The following is a 16,729-nucleotide window of genomic DNA, read 5'->3' as shown; positions in this document are numbered from 1 at the left end:
AGGGTATTCTTTTGGAAAATAGCTATGATGAGGAATGTTTCAAAAAATGGGAGATCGACGAATGCGAAGCGGAGATGGAAAAAGTAGTGCAGTGGATAGGAAAGAGGAAATTGCATGGACGTGTACGGGTTGCGTTTATCGAAGAGAGCTATGAGCGGCAGGGATACCGCATGGGGATACCCAAGCAGGTGTATGTGTCCAGAGTGCTGGCAAATATCAGAAAAAGAGATGTTAGGAAGGGTGGAAAACATGGATTTTGATATGTTTTATGAAGAGTTGAAAAAGCAGATTTTGGAATTTGTCACAGAGGAAGTAAAGGGAACCATAGATTTTCGTATGGTATATAAAAATGGACAACAGAATCATGGCATTGTATTTCGTCCAGAAGGAAGTAATGTAGGAATTACCACTTATGCAGAAGATTTCTATCGTATGTACAAAGAGGGAATAAGCTTTCCCTCCATTATAGAAAGCTATGCAGGGACACTTCATGAGGCAAAAGACGAAATACAGTTTACAAAAAATATCCAGATATTGAAAGCGAAAAAAGAAAATATTATACCTGCTTTTATTCCAAAAGAAAGCCTGGAGTTTAGACCGAAGCTGGCGCATGTTCCGTTTGAAAATCTGGAGATTATCTTCCAATGGAATGTCCCTGGTACGGAGTATAGTGTAAAATTGCCGGAAGAATATTTCAACTACCATCAGATAGAACCGAAACAATTTTTAGCGGAACTTATTGATGATCCTTCTTTTAAAAATCAAACGGAAGTATTTTCAATTAGTAGACTTTTTGGACCTGGGGATATAGAGATACCGAAGGAACAAGAGATGTATTGTGTTACAAACCAAAATAAAAATTGGGGAGCTGCTTCTATTCTGAATAAAGATATCATGGATGAAATTGCGGATTTTTTTGGAGGGGAAACCTATATTCTTCCTGCTAGTATTCATGAGTGTTTGGCAGTAGATACACATGCGCATACGATTGAAGAACTCAAAACAATGGTTCGGGATATAAACAGTAAACCAGATTTGGTAGGGGCAGATTTTTTATCAAATGAGGTATATGTTTATGATAGTTATACCAGAGAACTAAAACTGGCAGGAGAACAAAGAACAAAGGAAATACAAAATCCTGAAAAGCAGGAGCCTATTAAGAGATAAGAAAACGGAAAGATGTAGAAAGGAGGTGGTGCAGACCAACAGAATTTTTGACAGAAGGGTAAACTCTGGATACGGGAAGGGGTGATTCTATGATTGTAAGGTAATGCCAGATGGATATTTCGTTTGTAGCTGTGGATTTCTCATGAAGACTATAAAAAAATTTAGGAGACAGGAGGAAATAAGTGAGTAATCCTAGGTAAAATGTGTAGCTACACCTCATGAAATATGAGGAATGAAATATAGTTTGGTAAATTTTTGTGAGTTTGATAAATATGCAGCAAAGAGTTATTGTGCGATTCATGGTACAAGTGAAACATTGAATCTGGGAGATATTACAAAAGTGGACGAAAGGGAGATTGAACCGTTTAACATGATTTGTGGCGGAAGCCCCTGTCAGGATTTTTCCCTGGCAGGCAAGCAGGCAGGCGCGGTTTGGAAATGCCGAAGCTGCGGGTATGAGTATAACCCTCTGCAGGTACATTATTCCAAAAGGGACGCCTGCGGCATGTGTGGTTCCCATGATATTGATAAAACACGTTCTTCCCTTCTGGTGGAGTGGCTCCGTATGATACGGGGTGTCAAACCAGTATGGGGAATTTATGAAAATGTAAAAAATATTGTAGGAAAAAAATTCCGGGATACCACATTCCGGTTGTTTGAAGAAGAACTGCATGAATACGGATACCACACCTATTGGAGTGTTCTTAATGCAAAGCATTATGGAATACCCCAGAACAGGGAACGGGTATATCTGATTTTGATACAGAAGGAAATGGATAATGGAAAATTCCAGTTTCCGGAACCGCTGGAGTCCTTCCAGTGCCTTATGGATATTCTGGAGGATACGGTAGAGGAAAGATACTACTTATCCCAGGAAAAAGTACGCCGCTTGATTGAAGATATGGAAGAGAGAAAAGCCCTTTTGTTTGAGCCGGACGAAAAAATCCTGAAGGCTTTTCGGGAAAACCGGGTAAAGAGGGCCGGAAATATCAAAGGGGTGTTTGAACAGACTGGACGGGTTTATCTGCCAGACGGGTGCTGCCCTACGGTAACTGCCTGTGGTGGTGGCGGACAGCAGCCCAAAATTCTTCAAGTGGGAGATATTCATACCGGCTATGGTTCAAGCGGGGTTATTTATTCCCCTTTAGGAAGCAGCGGTGCAGTTTTGGCAGGACATGACCAGCCAAAGATTGTAGAAAAATGTCCAGGAGCAATCCGGGGCAGGTATGACCCGGAAGGCAGGATTGTGCAGACTTTGGAACTGGGAGAAAAAGAAGTCTGCCATACCCTTACTTCTGTACAAAAAGATAATATCATTCTGGTACGTCAAAAGACACAGAAAGGTTATGAGGAATGTTTGGAAAATGGTGTTGTAAATCTTAGTTATCCGTCTGTGGAAAAACGGGGAAGGGTACAGGAGCATGGGGAACTCTGCCCTACGCTTACGACATCAAATGGAATACACCGTTTAGAGTCTTTAATCCGTATCCGGAGGCTGACACCTTTAGAATGCTTCCGGCTTATGGGATTTTCCGATACGGATTTTCGGAAAGCAAAAGAAGCAGGCATAAGCAACAGCCAGCTTTACAAACAGGCAGGAAATTCCATTGTTGTTGATGTGCTGTACTATATTTTTCTGGAGCTATACAAAGCCATGCCATATCTGTTTGAGGATATTCGGCTTTCTTCCTTTTTCAGTGGGATTGGAGCTTTTGAAAAGGCATTGGAGCGTTTGGAAGAACAGGTAAACCAATAATTTCATAAGAGAAACCCAAAGCGGCAAATGGTCCATAGAGAGTCTTCCCATACTTGCTGGAAAGAGAAAAATTGCGGAAGAAGAAGCAGCCTGCATGGGAGTCTGTGCAAAAGCGTTGATAGCAGAATGGAAGAACTGCTGTCACATCAGACACAGGAGGCTGGCAGATTTGCTAACAGAACTGGGGTTTTGTTAGCAGAAATAGAAGTAGGAAGTGGAAAAACCGATAGCAGATGTTTGGAACTGCTATCGGTTTTTACCTATATGGAACGCAGGTCTGCTATCAGTATCTGCGTTTTGCTATCTATTTGATCCGGGGTATTAGGGGTGTCCCCCTAACAAGATGGGATTTTGTACGGTAAAATCCGTATCTTGCAGAGGACTGGCATAGCCAGTCTGGACACTGGGAAGTTATACGGTGACCGATAGCAGGTCTTAGGAGTTGACAGCAGATAGCGTTGGAGTAGAAATCGGTAGATGAAATATGTGATAAAGATAAGGAAAGGGGGAGCATGAAAAAAGAAACAATGAAATGCAGAAAAGAAATCCGGCTGTACTCATGGGAGTTGGAAGAGTTACAAAAACAGGCAGAAAAGATGGGGCTTTCCGATTCCCAGTACCTTCGTATGCTGATTACCAACCGTCCCAGGGATTACCCGGAAATCCGTCAGGAACTGGAACGCATGAACCAGGAAATCAACCGGATTGGTGTAAACATTAACCAGATTACCCATAACAATAACAGCGCCCTTTATTCCAGGGAAGATAAACACCGTCTGTATGTGTTTTTGAAGCAGATAAAAACACTGGTAAGCCAGGTGCAGGAAAGGCTGTAGGTTATGGCAATTACAAAGTGCCTGCACATGAAACAGGCAAAAACGGGCTATCCGGCAAAACATCTGGCAAACGGTCTTCGCTATATTATGAACCCGGAGAAAACAGAACATGGCCGCTATGTCTGTGGACATAACTGTATTCCTGAACAGGCATTATCCCAGATGGTAGATACCAAACGTCATTTTGGAAAGCTGGATAAAAGGCAGGGCTACCATTTCATTCTTTCGTTTGAGGAAGATGAGGTTTCGGAAGAAGAAGCCTTCCAAGTGGTAGGAGAGTTTGTGACAGAATTTCTTGGGAAGGATTTTGAAGCGGTTTATGCAGTCCATAATGATACGGACCATATTCATGGGCACATTATTTTTAATTCAGTACGCTGTACTACGGGATATAAATACGATTATAAAAACGGGGATTGGGAAAACATCATTCAGCCTCTGAGCAACCGGATATGCAGGGAGCATGGTTTATCTGTGCTGGATCTGGAAGAAGCAAAGGAAAAACGCAAACAAAAAGGACAGGAAGAAAAATCTCTTTCTGAACGGGACAGGCGGATCAGAAGAGATGTGGACCAGGCATTACAGGACGCAGGTTCTTATGAGGAATTTCTTGAAAATCTTTCCAGCATGGGATATGAGTTGCGGGGGAGAAAGCGCCTTTCTGTTCGGGAACCCGGAGCAGGAAGGGCAAGGCGGCTTGACCAGATAGGGGAAGAATATACAGAGGAAAGGCTTCGGCAGCGTTTTGGACGCCTTCCAATCCCGGAAATGACCGGAGAGGAGATACCGGTAGAATGGACGTATGTGTTTATCCCATACAGGGAGCGGCATTTGACCAGATACCAGAAGGAACGTTTTCTTCGCAGGTACCGGCAGGGGAAACCAATGGCAGACTCTAAAACCTGGAAATACAGGGCAGCAATCCATGAATTGAAAAAATTGCAGGAGGAATTTGATTTTCTGGCAGCTTATCGCATACAGGATAAGGCGCAGTTGAAAGCCATTTCTGATGCAACAAAGGAACAGCTTTGGGAAAACAGCAGGGCAAGAAAGCAGCTACGAAAAGAAATGGTTCCTTATGAGGAAATGCTTCTGTTTCTCAATAAGCTGCAGGAAAAACAGATGGAAGCAAAACTTTATCAGGAAGGGTATCAGGAATTTTTTCAAGACCACCAGACATACCAAAACCTTCTTGGGCAGTTAAAAGAAATGGGATATTCCTTGTCTGAGGCAGAACAGACAGACGCTTATTTCTTTGAGAAAGAGGAGCGTTTGCGGATTGAACGGAAAAAAATCTTAAAAGAAAAAAGGATTGCAGAGCGTCTGCATGAAAAAGCAGAAGAAAAAGAAAAGTTGGAAGCACAGCAGAAGGAAAAGAATAGGAAACCGTCTGCGAGGGGCAGAGGAAAAGGAGGGTAAATGACAGTAGAAGGACAACGGTATCTGGAAGAATGCCGGAAAGTTTTAAAAGAAGAACAGATGGACGCAGTTTCTATGGGGCTGGATTTTGGTCTTCCTGTTTCGGATATCCAGAAGGTAGTTAAGAGTAACCAGGAAGCCCCGGTGATGAAAGCAATCATCATAGGGCTTATGGAAGGGATTGGGGAAATCGACTTTTTATGTGAAGGAAATTATAACCAGTTCCAGGTACGGGAAATCGTAGAGGGCTTAAAAAACGGGCTGGATCTGGAAGAGGTGAAAACCTATGCTGGAAATGAACTGCCGGCCAGCCGTATGCGGACCATGCGGATACAACTGGAAGAGTCAAAGGCAAAAAAAGAAGTTCCGAAAGATGAAGAAATGCGTTCTTATATGAAAAATCTTATGGGGATCATGGAACAATCCATTCAGCAGTTTCGGGAAAGCAATGACCGTTTTACAGCCTTGTCCTCTCTGGTAAAGGAGCATGTTGTTGAAGAGAAAAACCAGGAGATTAAAGACCTGTATGAGAACCTGCAATATAAAGATAAAAACATACAGGAATTAAAAGAAAAGCTGGCAAAGAAAGAGCAGGAAATTCAGGATCTGAAAAAAGAAGCAGAAAAATACAGGGAAAAAACAGAAGCTGCTTCCAGGGAAACAAAAGTGGTATTGGAAGAAAAAAGCATACAAACAGCGGAAGGGCTACAAAAAAGTAAGCACCGGCTGCTTGGGATTGCCATGCTTGGGAAAAAAGTACCCAAAAGTGTTGTGGAGAAAATTCTGGAATATAACCTGTCCGCAGAACAGTTGGAAGAAATCCGCCAGTGCGTAGAAAGTGGGCTGGCAGATGCAGAAATTCTTCAGGTGATGGAGAACAGCCCTTCACCAGAGAGAATGAAAAAAATGCGGGAAATTATCCTTTTGATGCGGAAACGGAAGGCGGGTGTGTAAATGGCAGAACTTGAACATGTGGTAAAAACATTTTCCCTTTTGGAAACTGCCGAAAAGGAACAGCCCTTTCTTACCAGGGAGCAGAAACAGGATTTGTACCGTATTGCTTTTCATAAGGAGTCTATGGAAGAGGTAGAAAAAATTATTTTGCAGTTACAGGCGCCTCATGCAGGAAAGGAAGAAAAAGAGCGTATTCTTTATCATTACCTTGAACCGTTTTTTCAGGTTCCGGAAAATATTTTGCAGATTGAGAATTATATTTTTCAGCTTCAGTATATGACCTATGAAAAGGAAAAAGCAAACCACATGCTGGAGGCTCTCTTAAAACAGGAAAATATCCAGTATGACCTGGAAGCCATGCTTACAGAAGGAAAAATAAAGGCGGCTGTTCCAGTAAAAAAGGACAGGGCAATGGGATAGGAGGGAGCGCATGAGTGAAATACAAGATGCGGCGCAGATTATTAAAGTTTCCTTTGAAGGCGCAGAAATCATTCTGAAAATGGGAAATACAGGCTGGCAGTTTGTAAAAGATATTTGTGCGGTATTTAAAAAAGTTCTGGATCAGGAAAAACTGTCAGGGAAAACTTCTGTACAAAAGCTCCTGAAAATGGGAGGCGATTTACAGGTTTTCCGTTTTGAAACAAAAGACCTGGAGCGGGTAAAAGCCCTGGCAAATAAGTATGGGATTTTATATTCCATTTTGCCGGATTTAAATGAGAAGGACGGTATGAGTGAAATTTTGTTCCATTCCCAGGCAGCGCCCCGTATTCAGTCCATGATGGCAAAAATTGAACATTCCAATATTGGGACGTTAGATGAATACTATGAAAATGCAGAGCCGGATAAGGTAGAGCAGTTGGTAGAAGAAGTAAAAAAGCCTGCCCTGCCGGAGCCGAAGGAGTGTGAACTGGTTGCGCGGGAGCTGGCGAAAAACCAGGTGGAGAAGATCAGTAATGTCCGTTCCCGTCTGAATATGACCTGGCTTCAGATCTGGCCGATTATCTGCTACATGGAAGAACAGGGGATTTTGGAAAAAGGGAAGGAAGGTACGGTGACACTGACCAGGACACCGGAACAGGTTGAAGAATTGGTAGATTCCCAGCAGTGGAAACAGTTGTTTGGGGAAGAGGAAGCCAAAAGACGCAGCACTGGAAGCAGCCAGGAAACAGAAGAAAAGATGCAGGTCATTCGGCGTATCCAAAAGGAGAAACGGAACAATCCAGGTGTGAATGCCATTACCATAGACCAGAAGCTGGTATATGAAGAAACAGAGCATCATATCAAAACCAGGATTCCGTACCGTAAGAATGAATTTATCTGGCTGGATAAATCGGAAATTAGCTGGATTAATGACCATAAGACGATTTTTGCAGGATTGGAAAAGAAGAAGGAGTATGCAATTTTAGACCTGGAGGACCGTTTTCTTAGAAAAACTTCGGGGGAAGATTTATATAGGGAAAGCTATGACCCGGTACACAGGGAACGTGCCAGACAGGAGCAGGAAAAGATACGCAGAAGAAGGGAGCAGAATTACAGGAAGGCACAACAGAACCTGGAAGCAGGGAGAAGAACCATACAGGGGCAAAGGAGGTAGAGAACCGGAGCAATTCAGAAAAAGAAGAAACAGTCCTGGGGCATGTATCTTATTGGTGGCATAGCTTCCGGCTATGGAGGTTATCTCTTGAACGTGTGTTATCAGCCCGGAAAGGATATCAATTATTTTTTAAACCGTCTGGATCAGGTGATGGCAGCCCCGTTTGCCAATTATTGGAACGAAACTTCCTTAAAAGCAATCATTCTGGGGATTTTTGTATATGTGATCGGTATGGTCATGTATGTAACCAGCCGGAAAAACTATATGCCGGGACAGGAATTTGGTACCGCTGTTTTTGCAGATCCGAAAAAGGTGGCAAAGCAGTTTGCGGATAAAGATGAACACAATAATCTGATCTTATCCCAGAATGTCAGGCTGTCCATGAATACCAGAAAGACCAGGAGAAACCTAAATGTCCTGGTAATCGGAGGAAGCGGCGCTGGAAAAACCTTGTTCATGGTGAAACCCAATCTCCTTCAGTTAAGCAGGGCTTCCCAGATCATTACAGATCCCAAAGGGGGTGCGAGACGTTCCAGTCTGAAAAGGACTGGCACATCTCAACTGAATCATTGTTTATTGTAATGAAATTAGTTCGAGTTGGAGAACTGAATGCGTGAATAGTCGAATGAAGGGGTAACGCCCTGAAAGGCTACTCTAATACTCCGGCTGGCATGGAAATGAGTAAACATTGAAATGTCAGAAGCCCGGTGAAGTCGGCAGAGAGATACCGTAACAATAGTAGTTGACGAAAGCTGTCCAGAGGTGGATGGTGTATCCTATATGCCGGGAGTCTATAAAATACCTATGGTTAGAATGGTGGATGTTACATAATCCACTGACGAACCCTCGAATGTACGGGTCTATATCGGGACTAAGTATAAATGCTTAGTAACACAACTAGTGTTGCTACTGCGGGTGAGTAAGACTTCTGCCTTTATGAAAATCCGTGCAATGTTACAGGCATTGATGTGGTAGCAGGCTCAGAGATGGGAACCTACGGGTATATAGGAACAGATAACGCATTCGGAACGTCGTAAGCTGACAGCGTGGAGATTTTACTGTCTATGAAACGTATCGAACGGGAAAGTCATCGTGAGATTAGCGATGATATAAGGGAGATAATGTCAGTGAAAGCGGTGGCATAGTACCGATGAAACCGTGATAACAAGCGGTGGAGGGATAGCCACTAGTCATATATTAGAGTAAATAAGTTACAAATGGTATGGGTTCGAGTAAGACTAAGAGATGTAATAACTCCCAGATAGGAGGTTACAGACCATACAAAAGAAAGCTAAGCTCCGGTACAACGAATATTACGATATGCAGAAAGCATTCGATGAGTTGTATCAGCAGAGCAAAAATGGTAACAACTTTTATAAGTTATTAGAAATTATCGGTTCAGAGCAGAATATTTGCCTGGCATACCGAAACCTAAAAACCAATAGCGGAAGTAAAACCGCTGGTACAGATGGTAAAACAATCGAGGATATCAAAGGTCTATCGGACAGGGAAGTAATTGAAACTGTCAGAAAACAATTAGCAGATTATCATCCGCAATCAGTCAGGAGGGTCTTTATTCCTAAGCCCGGAAGCGATAAAAAGCGTCCGTTAGGGATTCCATGTATCTGGGATAGATTGATACAACAGTGTATCCTACAGGTGTTAGAGCCGATTTGTGAACCTAAGTTTCATAATCACTCATATGGATTCCGGCAAAATAGAGATGCCCACCATGCGGTCAGCAGAGTTGTCAGCATGGTAAATATGTATAAACATTATTATTGTGTGGATGTGGACATCAAGGGCTTCTTTGATAATGTAAACCACGGAAAGCTGCTAAAACAGATATGGACATTAGGTATACGAGATAAACGATTGCTATGTATCATTAGCAAAATATTAAAATCAGAAATTGAAGGAGAAGGAATACCGGACAAGGGTACACCGCAAGGTGGGCTGATTAGTCCGCTACTTTCGCTCATTGTGCTGAATGAACTTGATTGGTGGGTAAGTAGCCAGTGGGAGACTTTTACACCAAATGGAGTGAAGAAAGGCAACATGAAAGGAAGTAAGGGCTGGTTGAGTTATGCACGAAAATATACAAATCTAAAAGATGGGTATGTGGTGCGTTACGCTGATGATTTTAAAATTATGTGCAGAAGTTATACTGATGCACAAAGATATTATCATGCGACAATAGACTTTTTAAAGTCAAGATTAAAACTCGACATTAGTCCGGAGAAGTCCAAAGTTGTTAATCTCCGAAAGAACTCTTCTGATTTTCTGGGATTCAAAATTAAAGTCCTGCCAAAAGGCAAGACCAGATATGGATACATTGCTAAAACTGATATGAGCGATAAAGCCATCAAAAAGATTACTGCTGAATTAAAGGCAAAAGTGATTAATATAAGGAAACACACAACTGTTGGTAGAATCAATGCCTATAACATGGCAGTGATAGGGATACAGAATTATTACTGTATTGCTACCAACATATATAACAATCTAACGGATGTTAATTACGCTCTCTTACCAACCTTTAGAACCAGATTATCATGTATTGGAAGTACAATTCCGTTTGCGGAAACGCCCTATGAATTTCAACAGAAAACTGTAGGAATCAAGAAAGAAACCAAAATTATAACAGTAGGCAAAATGCCACTACTGCCACTTACAGGAGTTCATCACAAACATCCTATAAATTTCTCACAAGATATTACCAGCTATACAGCAAAAGGAAGAGAAAAGATTCATAAATCTGTCCAATGTGTAGAAACACAGGAATTACGAAATGTGATGAAGTATAGGAATCCTAATGAAAGCATTGAATTTAATGATAATAGTATTTCTGCATACCTCGTGCAACAGGGGAACTGCTATGTCATGGGAAATAGGCTGAATGTACATCAAATGAAATGTATAAGGAAAATTCCAGTAGGTGAAGGTGGTACAGACAAGCATACTAATATCGCATTTATTTCAGAGGAAATATGGCGAGCTGTTATGACAGAGGATATTTCAGAAACTATCAGAATAATGAAGAGATTCAATATGGACGACAAGCAAAGACGGAGATTCAACCGATTGCGTGAAAATTATGGATTACTACCAATTAAGAAAAGATAACTTATAAATTTACTTGAGTATGATGGCACGCCGTATGATGCGAAAGCATCATGTACGGTGTAGAGCGGGGGAAAAGGTGGAGATTACTTCAAAGCCTTACCTATCGCTATAGATTTTAAGATGCTGCGGAGGTATGCTGAAAGCGCATGGATACCGGATACGGGTGCTGAACCTGGTGGAAATGGAGCAGTCTAACGGATATAACCCATTCCGCTATATCCGCTCTGAAACAGATATTGTAAAACTGGTTACTAACCTGATCAATAATACCACTCCGAAAAACGCACAGCCCAGTGATCCATTCTGGGAGAAAGCCGAGTCTTTGTACTTGCAGGCCATTTTTCTTTATGTGTGGCAGGAGTGTGAAATGGAGAAAAGGAATTTCCGTATGGTTTTGCAGCTCTTGAATGAGGCAGAAGTCCATGCAGACGGTTCCCCTTCTGATTTAGACCGGCGTTTCCGCAGACTGGAGAGAAAAAAGGGAAGCAACCACCCTGCTTTAATCCAGTATAATAAAGTGGTACGGGGTGCCGGAGATACGGTAAGGAGTATCATCATTTCCGCAAATGCAAGGCTGGGATTGTTACAGAACCCACAAATTTTGCGGATTCTGGATCATGATGAAATGGAGATTGAGGAGATTGGGATTGGTGTTGACGGGGACAGAAACCGGAAGACTGCACTTTTTTGTGTAACGCCGGATTCGGATAAGAGTTATGCCTTTTTAATTGGTATGCTTTATTCCCAGATTTTCCAGGAATTGTATTACCAGGCAGACTTCCATTATAATGGAAAACTTCCCATTAACGTGAATTTCATGCTGGACGAATTTGCCAACGGTGTGACACGTTCTACGCCTAAAACGGTGGGAATAACCGACAAAAGCGTAGCCTAAAGTCACAAACAATTAAATAAATGTGGTTTTAGAGAACTGCATAACTGAAATCTCAAATGACGGGGTAACGCCCTGAAGGGGATTCACTAATACTCCGAATAGCGTCAGCCGAATACAGACGGTTGGGGTTATAAGCTCGGGGAAGTCGTGCGAAGCACACCCTAACGCTTAATGGCGAGGAAAGATTCGTAGAGGTACGGGTTGTGTGTGACGGTGCGGGTGGGGTTGCCATATGGTTAGAATGACCAAAAAGGCGGTCTGACAAAGATTCCGAATGTACGGCTCTAAACGAATGGCTTGCAGAAATGCAAGTGTACCAATGGGTACGCAAGCGGGGCAAAGTAAAAGTTGTTAGTATGAAATGCCCTCTGTGTTTACAGGACACAGGTATCTTGAGGGATTCGCTCGAAGATAATGCTTGCAGGGCTAAAGGAACGACCTAAGTGGCAACAATCCTAAGTTATGCGGAACGTGGAAAGCAGCCAATACGGGAGCTGACTGTATCAGCGGAAAAAGTACCGTAGTTGTATCGAAAAGGAAAGGGATTGAAAGAGCCTTTCTATAATAAGTGCATTAGTGGCTGTGAGAGTAGAGGCACAGTACCTGTGAAGCCGTAACAATAAGCGGTGGAGGGATAGCCTCAAGCCGATACTAAGATTTTCTTTCATGCCTATATAGTAATCACCAAAATGGAGATTTTCATAGCTGTCGTGGTGCGACTAAGAAAAAATCATTCTCTGATAAGGAGCTGGTTACTATGGCAAAACGAATTGTAAACAAAGCAGAGCGAAATGCAGAAAGGTATGACGCTAAAGAAACAGGCTACCGATTATTTGAGGACAGCCAGAATGGAAAGACATTTGACAGGCTCATGCCGTTGATTGTGTCAGAGCAGAATATCATACTTGCATATCGAAATATCTGTAAAAATAGTGGGAGCAAAACTCCCGGCACAGATGGGAAAACGATTGTAGCGATACAGTCACTGCCCATCGAATCGGTCATTAAAACCGTCAGAAATAAGTTGAACTATTATCAGCCAAAAAAGGTTAGACGAGTTGAAATCCCGAAAGACAACGGAAAAACCCGCCCATTAGGGATTCCGAGTATTTGGGACAGACTGATACAACAGTGTATCTTACAGATACTGGAGCCGATTTGTGAAGCGAAATTTCATGAGCGGAACAATGGTTTCAGACCATATCGGTCAACTCAGAATGCAATCGCACAATGCTATAAAATGGCACAGTTGCAGAATCTGCACTTTGTAGTAGATGTAGACATTGTTGGCTTCTTTGATAATATCGACCACAGTAAGTTGATTCGGCAGTTGTGGGGAATCGGCATACAGGACAGAAAGCTGATTATGATAATCAAGCAGATGCTGAAAGCGGAAATCCTGTTCAATGACATTATAATCACTCCCGAAACGGGTACACCACAGGGGGGATTCTATCCCCACTTCTTGCAAATGTTGTATTGAATGAACTGGACTGGTGGATTGCCAGTCAGTGGGAAATGTTCAAAATCAAAGAGGGTAAAACAGGTTTAGAGTTTAACAAGACTGATAAAGAGGGAAACGTCCTCACAGTAGACAGAACGCAGAAATGGAATAAGCTGAGAGCAAAAACCGATTTGAAAGAAATGTATATCGTAAGGTATGCAGATGATTTTAAGCTATTCTGTCGGGATTATGCAACGGCGAAAAAGGTAATGTGTGCCACAAAACTCTGGTTGGCAGAAAATCTGCATTTACAGACCAGTGGAGAAAAGTCGGGTATCACAAACTTGCGGAAGAATTACACTACTTTCCTCGGTATCAAATTTAAGGTTGTACCAAAAGGCAGTAAGTGGGTAATACGTTCCCACATGGCAGACAAGAGTAAAGCAAAGGTCATTAAAAAGCTAAGTGACGTTTGGAAAGACATAAAGAATCCGAGCAAACAAAGCGAGATAGACCGAAATATAAGTCTTTATAATGCAATGGTTATGGGAATGCACAACTATTACTGTATGGCAACTATGGTATCAGCAGACTTTGCGGAAATCGCCTTTAAAGTAACGGGAAAAAGTAACGGCATGAATCATAATAACCGCTGTTACCCCATAGAACGTCAAGGCGAGATAACCAGCAAGTTTATTCAGGAAAAGTATGGAAAGTCTAAGCAGTTCCGATGGATAAAGGGAAGAATGATTATCCCTGTTGGATATGTGGCTTATGAATACCCCAAATATAAAAGGCGTGAAGTCAATAAATATGTGAGGAAGTATTCAGACATCGAAAACTGTATCAGCTACGATGTTATGAAATACATGATGGAAAATGCACATCTCTACCCTACGTTGGAGATGGCAGACAACGCTCTTTCGAGATATATCGCACAAAAAGGCAAATGTGCGGTAACGCACAATGCCCTGTCAATATCAGATATGGTATGTGTGCATATCAAACCATGTAAGGGAGAGCGAAACGACACTTACAGGAATTTGATTATCCTGTCAAAAGAGGTGTCAGAACTGGTTGGAGCAACGAATCCTGTAAAAATTGGAAAGTTGCTTAAAGACTTACAGTTGACCGAAGAAATGAAAGATAAAATCAATAAACTCCGAAAACACAGAGAGTTGGAGGAAATACAATTCGAGGACTATATAGGCACTAAAAAGTAATCTTAGTCGGTGGAACGCCGTGTGATGGGAAACTATCACGCACGGTGTGGAGCGGGGGAAAAGCCCGAGGTGGAAACGCCAGAGGCTTACCTATCGCTATTGCCATTGCCAGATGACTACTGCAGCCTCCTTAGTACCATGCGTTCCAGGAATATTTCATGTACCATTTTTATCCAAAACCTTGCCCAGATCAAGGCTTTGTTTGAGAAAACCTGGGAAACCATACCGGGTAATTGTGATTCTCTGGTATATCTTGGTGGGAATGAACAGTCCACGCATAAGTATATCAGTGAGTCCCTGGGAAAAGGAACCATTGATAAAAAAAGCAGTGGGGAAACCAAAGGCCGGCAAGGGAGCAGTTCCCGGAATTATGATGTGCTGGGGCGTGAGCTTTTGACACCGGACGAAACCCGAAAGCTGGATAACTCAGAGTGTATTTTGTTAATCAGGGGTTGTGATCCTATTATTGATAAGAAATACAATACTTTTGCACACTCCAGATTTTCGGAAACAGAAGATGGCGGGGCTGCGCCTTATATCCATGACAGAATGGCTGCCCAAAAACAGGCGGTACAGATTTTAAGTGAAGAATCCCTGGATTATTATAAGAAGAAAAAGGAACAGGGAGAAGATGTTCAGATTGTGGAACTGTCTTTTGATGAAATTTTTTCTTATGAGCCTATTCCTAAGAAGATTTTTTCGGAGGAAGAGCTGAAAGAGAACCAGAAGAAGAGAACGGTAGAGGAGGTGAGGCCGCCGAAGAAAACGGAAAAACCGGTACAGACAGAGGAAGAAAAACTTTCTGAATTATTAGAAAGCCATGTTTATAATGAGGAACAGTTGGGAGAAATCATGCTTGCCATTGGTGCTGGAATTTCGTATGATAAAATCCTTCAAATGGCAGATACAAAAAACAGTGCTGAAAAGATGAAGGAAATCCGTAAAAAATTTACAAAAGAAACAGCCTCGGATTAAAGAAGGCAGATTTTTGGAAACCTGTAGTTTTTGCATTACGCAGGGCAGGTTTTCAAAAATCTGTCTTTTTGCGTAATGCGGTATCAATCACATGAAAAGGAGTAAAAAGATATGAAGATCAAAGAGGTTATCAGAAAGAAACAGAACCGCTTGAAAAAATCTCTACTGGGAGTCCTGGCAGTAAGCGCTGCCACTGTTTCCCTGTTCCCCCAGACTGTCATGGCTTCCGGGGTAAGTGACGTAACACAGCCGCTTATGAATTTAAAGACACTGGTGATCAGTATTATCGGTGCGGTGGGTGTGATTATCCTGGCAAAAAACGTGATGGAATTTGCACAGGCTTACCAACAGCAGGACAGTTCTTCTATGAACAGTGCCATTAAAGGAATTGTTGCAGGGCTTATTATGGCAGCCATTTCCTCCGTTCTTACTTTCCTGGGAATTAGCTAAAACCATTCTTCTTTTTGAGATAAGCAGATAAGAAGAGAGGTGAAGTGATGTTTAATTTAGGAGAGGCGATCCTTGCACTTTTGGAAATCGTGTTTGGATTTTGGAATAACCAGGTCAGCCTCGTATTTGAACTTTTAGGACAGTCCCCTACCGGGTTCAAAGGAGGCGGGCCCTGGGGGATCATTGAAGGGATTGAACCCCTTTTTGTTGGGATAGGCTCTGCCCTGGTAGTCCTTTTTTTCGTCATTGGGTTTTGTGCAGAGTCGGTAGATATCCGGGAAGAAATTCGGTTTGAAGCAATCCTCCGTATGTTTATCCGGGTTGCCATTGCACAGTGGCTGGTATCTTATAACATTACCATTATGAAAGCCCTGTTTACTTCCTGTGGAAACCTGGTGGGGCATTTGGGGCAAAACCAGAGTGTGGAGTTATCCATTGACCCGGCGCAGGCAGAAGTGATCAAAGATTTGGGATTTGGAACCAGTATCGTGTTCCTGATACTTGCTGTTTTCCTGTCTTTAATCGTTATTATCTGTGGTTTCTTCCTGCTGTACAATGTTTATTTCCGCTTTTTGAAAATTATGGTAATTGTACCTTTTGGGGCGATTGCCAGCAGTACCCTGGCTGGAAACCGGGGGCTTAGCAATACCTTTGTAGCCTATATGAAATATTTTATCAGTGTCGTTTTTGAGGCAGTCACAATGGCGCTGGCAATCCTTTTGTGTAACCAGTTTATTTCCTCCGGACTTCCGACCTTTACCGGAGATTATGAGGACTGGGCCAAAACCCTGATTTATTTGGGGGAAATGACCTTTACGGTTGCGCTGACGGTAGGCACTGTAAAAGGAGCGCAGAACCTGACTTCCAGGGCACTGGGATTGTAGGAGGAA

Annotated in this window: 16 protein-coding genes and 1 pseudogene; all 17 read left to right on the top strand. The window is 42.4% G+C overall.

Annotated elements, in window-relative coordinates; all coding sequences use genetic code 11:
* Positions 1–11: 11 nt before the first annotated feature.
* The 17 genes and pseudogenes from AC6I5B_RS15210 (at position 12) to AC6I5B_RS15130 (ending at position 16,723) form a co-directional block, all read left to right on the top strand.
* Entirely contained in the window at positions 12–260 is a 249-nt protein-coding gene (locus AC6I5B_RS15210; RefSeq protein ID WP_116441964.1) for a hypothetical protein, read from the top strand.
* Positions 250–1,167 (top strand): DUF5688 family protein, encoded by a 918-nt coding sequence (locus tag AC6I5B_RS15205; protein WP_287643031.1) that lies wholly within the window; start codon positions 250–252, stop codon positions 1,165–1,167. Before AC6I5B_RS15210 ends, AC6I5B_RS15205 begins: the two co-directional genes overlap by 11 nt.
* 232 nt (positions 1,168–1,399) lie before the next feature.
* Entirely contained in the window at positions 1,400–2,923 is a 1,524-nt protein-coding gene (gene dcm, locus AC6I5B_RS15200) for a DNA (cytosine-5-)-methyltransferase (RefSeq protein ID WP_287643032.1), read from the top strand.
* Between the two features lie 27 nt (positions 2,924–2,950).
* On the top strand, positions 2,951–3,235 hold the full coding sequence (locus AC6I5B_RS15195; protein WP_497773436.1) for a hypothetical protein: 285 nt from the start codon (positions 2,951–2,953) through the stop codon (positions 3,233–3,235).
* 200 nt (positions 3,236–3,435) lie between these two features.
* Positions 3,436–3,759, top strand: coding sequence for a plasmid mobilization protein (locus AC6I5B_RS15190; RefSeq protein WP_025577448.1), 324 nt, complete (start codon positions 3,436–3,438; stop codon positions 3,757–3,759).
* Positions 3,760–3,762: 3 nt separating this feature from the next.
* The gene (locus tag AC6I5B_RS15185) at positions 3,763–5,178 is read left to right on the top strand and encodes a relaxase/mobilization nuclease domain-containing protein (protein WP_287643033.1); all 1,416 of its coding nucleotides are present in this window, start codon (positions 3,763–3,765) and stop codon (positions 5,176–5,178) included.
* Positions 5,179–6,132, top strand: coding sequence for a hypothetical protein (locus tag AC6I5B_RS15180; protein ID WP_116441969.1), 954 nt, complete (start codon positions 5,179–5,181; stop codon positions 6,130–6,132). It begins immediately after the preceding gene.
* Entirely contained in the window at positions 6,133–6,552 is a 420-nt protein-coding gene (locus AC6I5B_RS15175; protein WP_117854510.1) for a hypothetical protein, read from the top strand.
* Positions 6,553–6,562: 10 nt separating this feature from the next.
* Positions 6,563–7,726, top strand: a complete 1,164-nt coding sequence (locus AC6I5B_RS15170) for a PcfB family protein (RefSeq protein WP_195956100.1) — start codon at positions 6,563–6,565, stop codon at positions 7,724–7,726.
* 93 nt (positions 7,727–7,819) lie between these two features.
* Complete coding sequence (locus tag AC6I5B_RS15165; RefSeq protein WP_233435079.1) at positions 7,820–8,308, top strand: type IV secretory system conjugative DNA transfer family protein; 489 nt, start codon at positions 7,820–7,822, stop codon at positions 8,306–8,308.
* A 696-nt stretch (positions 8,309–9,004) separates the two neighbouring features.
* On the top strand, positions 9,005–10,852 hold the full coding sequence (gene ltrA / locus AC6I5B_RS15160; protein ID WP_062807359.1) for a group II intron reverse transcriptase/maturase: 1,848 nt from the start codon (positions 9,005–9,007) through the stop codon (positions 10,850–10,852).
* 112 nt (positions 10,853–10,964) lie between these two features.
* Positions 10,965–11,690: pseudogene (locus AC6I5B_RS15155) on the top strand (type IV secretory system conjugative DNA transfer family protein); the annotation flags it as partial.
* 814 nt (positions 11,691–12,504) lie between these two features.
* Entirely contained in the window at positions 12,505–13,230 is a 726-nt protein-coding gene (locus AC6I5B_RS15150; protein WP_201885414.1) for a reverse transcriptase domain-containing protein, read from the top strand.
* Positions 13,227–14,414 (top strand): RNA-dependent RNA polymerase family protein, encoded by a 1,188-nt coding sequence (locus AC6I5B_RS15145; RefSeq protein ID WP_243097876.1) that lies wholly within the window; start codon positions 13,227–13,229, stop codon positions 14,412–14,414. Before AC6I5B_RS15150 ends, AC6I5B_RS15145 begins: the two co-directional genes overlap by 4 nt.
* A 24-nt stretch (positions 14,415–14,438) precedes the next feature.
* Positions 14,439–15,389, top strand: a complete 951-nt coding sequence (locus tag AC6I5B_RS15140) for a type IV secretory system conjugative DNA transfer family protein (protein WP_330060501.1) — start codon at positions 14,439–14,441, stop codon at positions 15,387–15,389.
* A 111-nt stretch (positions 15,390–15,500) separates the two neighbouring features.
* A complete protein-coding gene (locus AC6I5B_RS15135; protein WP_021651237.1) occupies positions 15,501–15,839 on the top strand; it encodes a hypothetical protein in 339 nt (112 codons plus the stop codon).
* 47 nt (positions 15,840–15,886) lie between these two features.
* Entirely contained in the window at positions 15,887–16,723 is an 837-nt protein-coding gene (locus AC6I5B_RS15130; protein WP_025577460.1) for a VirB6/TrbL-like conjugal transfer protein, CD1112 family, read from the top strand.
* Positions 16,724–16,729 lie beyond the last annotated feature (6 nt).

It is taken from the genome of Faecalimonas nexilis (assembly GCF_059731825.1).
Note: the sequence above shows the minus strand (reverse complement) of the source record. Positions and strands in the feature narration are given on the sequence as shown.

Bases quoted from the DNA above. Each gene is read 5' to 3' on its own strand.
- AC6I5B_RS15205 (WP_287643031.1), top strand. From the start codon at position 250: ATGGATTTTGATATGTTTTATGAAGAGTTGAAAAAGCAGATTTTGGAA.
- dcm (WP_287643032.1), top strand. From the start codon at position 1,400: ATGAAATATAGTTTGGTAAATTTTTGTGAGTTTGATAAATATGCAGCA.
- AC6I5B_RS15195 (WP_497773436.1), top strand. From the start codon at position 2,951: ATGGTCCATAGAGAGTCTTCCCATACTTGCTGGAAAGAGAAAAATTGC.
- AC6I5B_RS15190 (WP_025577448.1), top strand. From the start codon at position 3,436: ATGAAAAAAGAAACAATGAAATGCAGAAAAGAAATCCGGCTGTACTCA.
- AC6I5B_RS15185 (WP_287643033.1), top strand. From the start codon at position 3,763: ATGGCAATTACAAAGTGCCTGCACATGAAACAGGCAAAAACGGGCTAT.
- AC6I5B_RS15180 (WP_116441969.1), top strand. From the start codon at position 5,179: ATGACAGTAGAAGGACAACGGTATCTGGAAGAATGCCGGAAAGTTTTA.
- AC6I5B_RS15175 (WP_117854510.1), top strand. From the start codon at position 6,133: ATGGCAGAACTTGAACATGTGGTAAAAACATTTTCCCTTTTGGAAACT.
- AC6I5B_RS15170 (WP_195956100.1), top strand. From the start codon at position 6,563: ATGAGTGAAATACAAGATGCGGCGCAGATTATTAAAGTTTCCTTTGAA.
- AC6I5B_RS15150 (WP_201885414.1), top strand. From the start codon at position 12,505: ATGGCAAAACGAATTGTAAACAAAGCAGAGCGAAATGCAGAAAGGTAT.
- AC6I5B_RS15140 (WP_330060501.1), top strand. From the start codon at position 14,439: ATGGGAAACTATCACGCACGGTGTGGAGCGGGGGAAAAGCCCGAGGTG.
- AC6I5B_RS15135 (WP_021651237.1), top strand. From the start codon at position 15,501: ATGAAGATCAAAGAGGTTATCAGAAAGAAACAGAACCGCTTGAAAAAA.
- AC6I5B_RS15130 (WP_025577460.1), top strand. From the start codon at position 15,887: ATGTTTAATTTAGGAGAGGCGATCCTTGCACTTTTGGAAATCGTGTTT.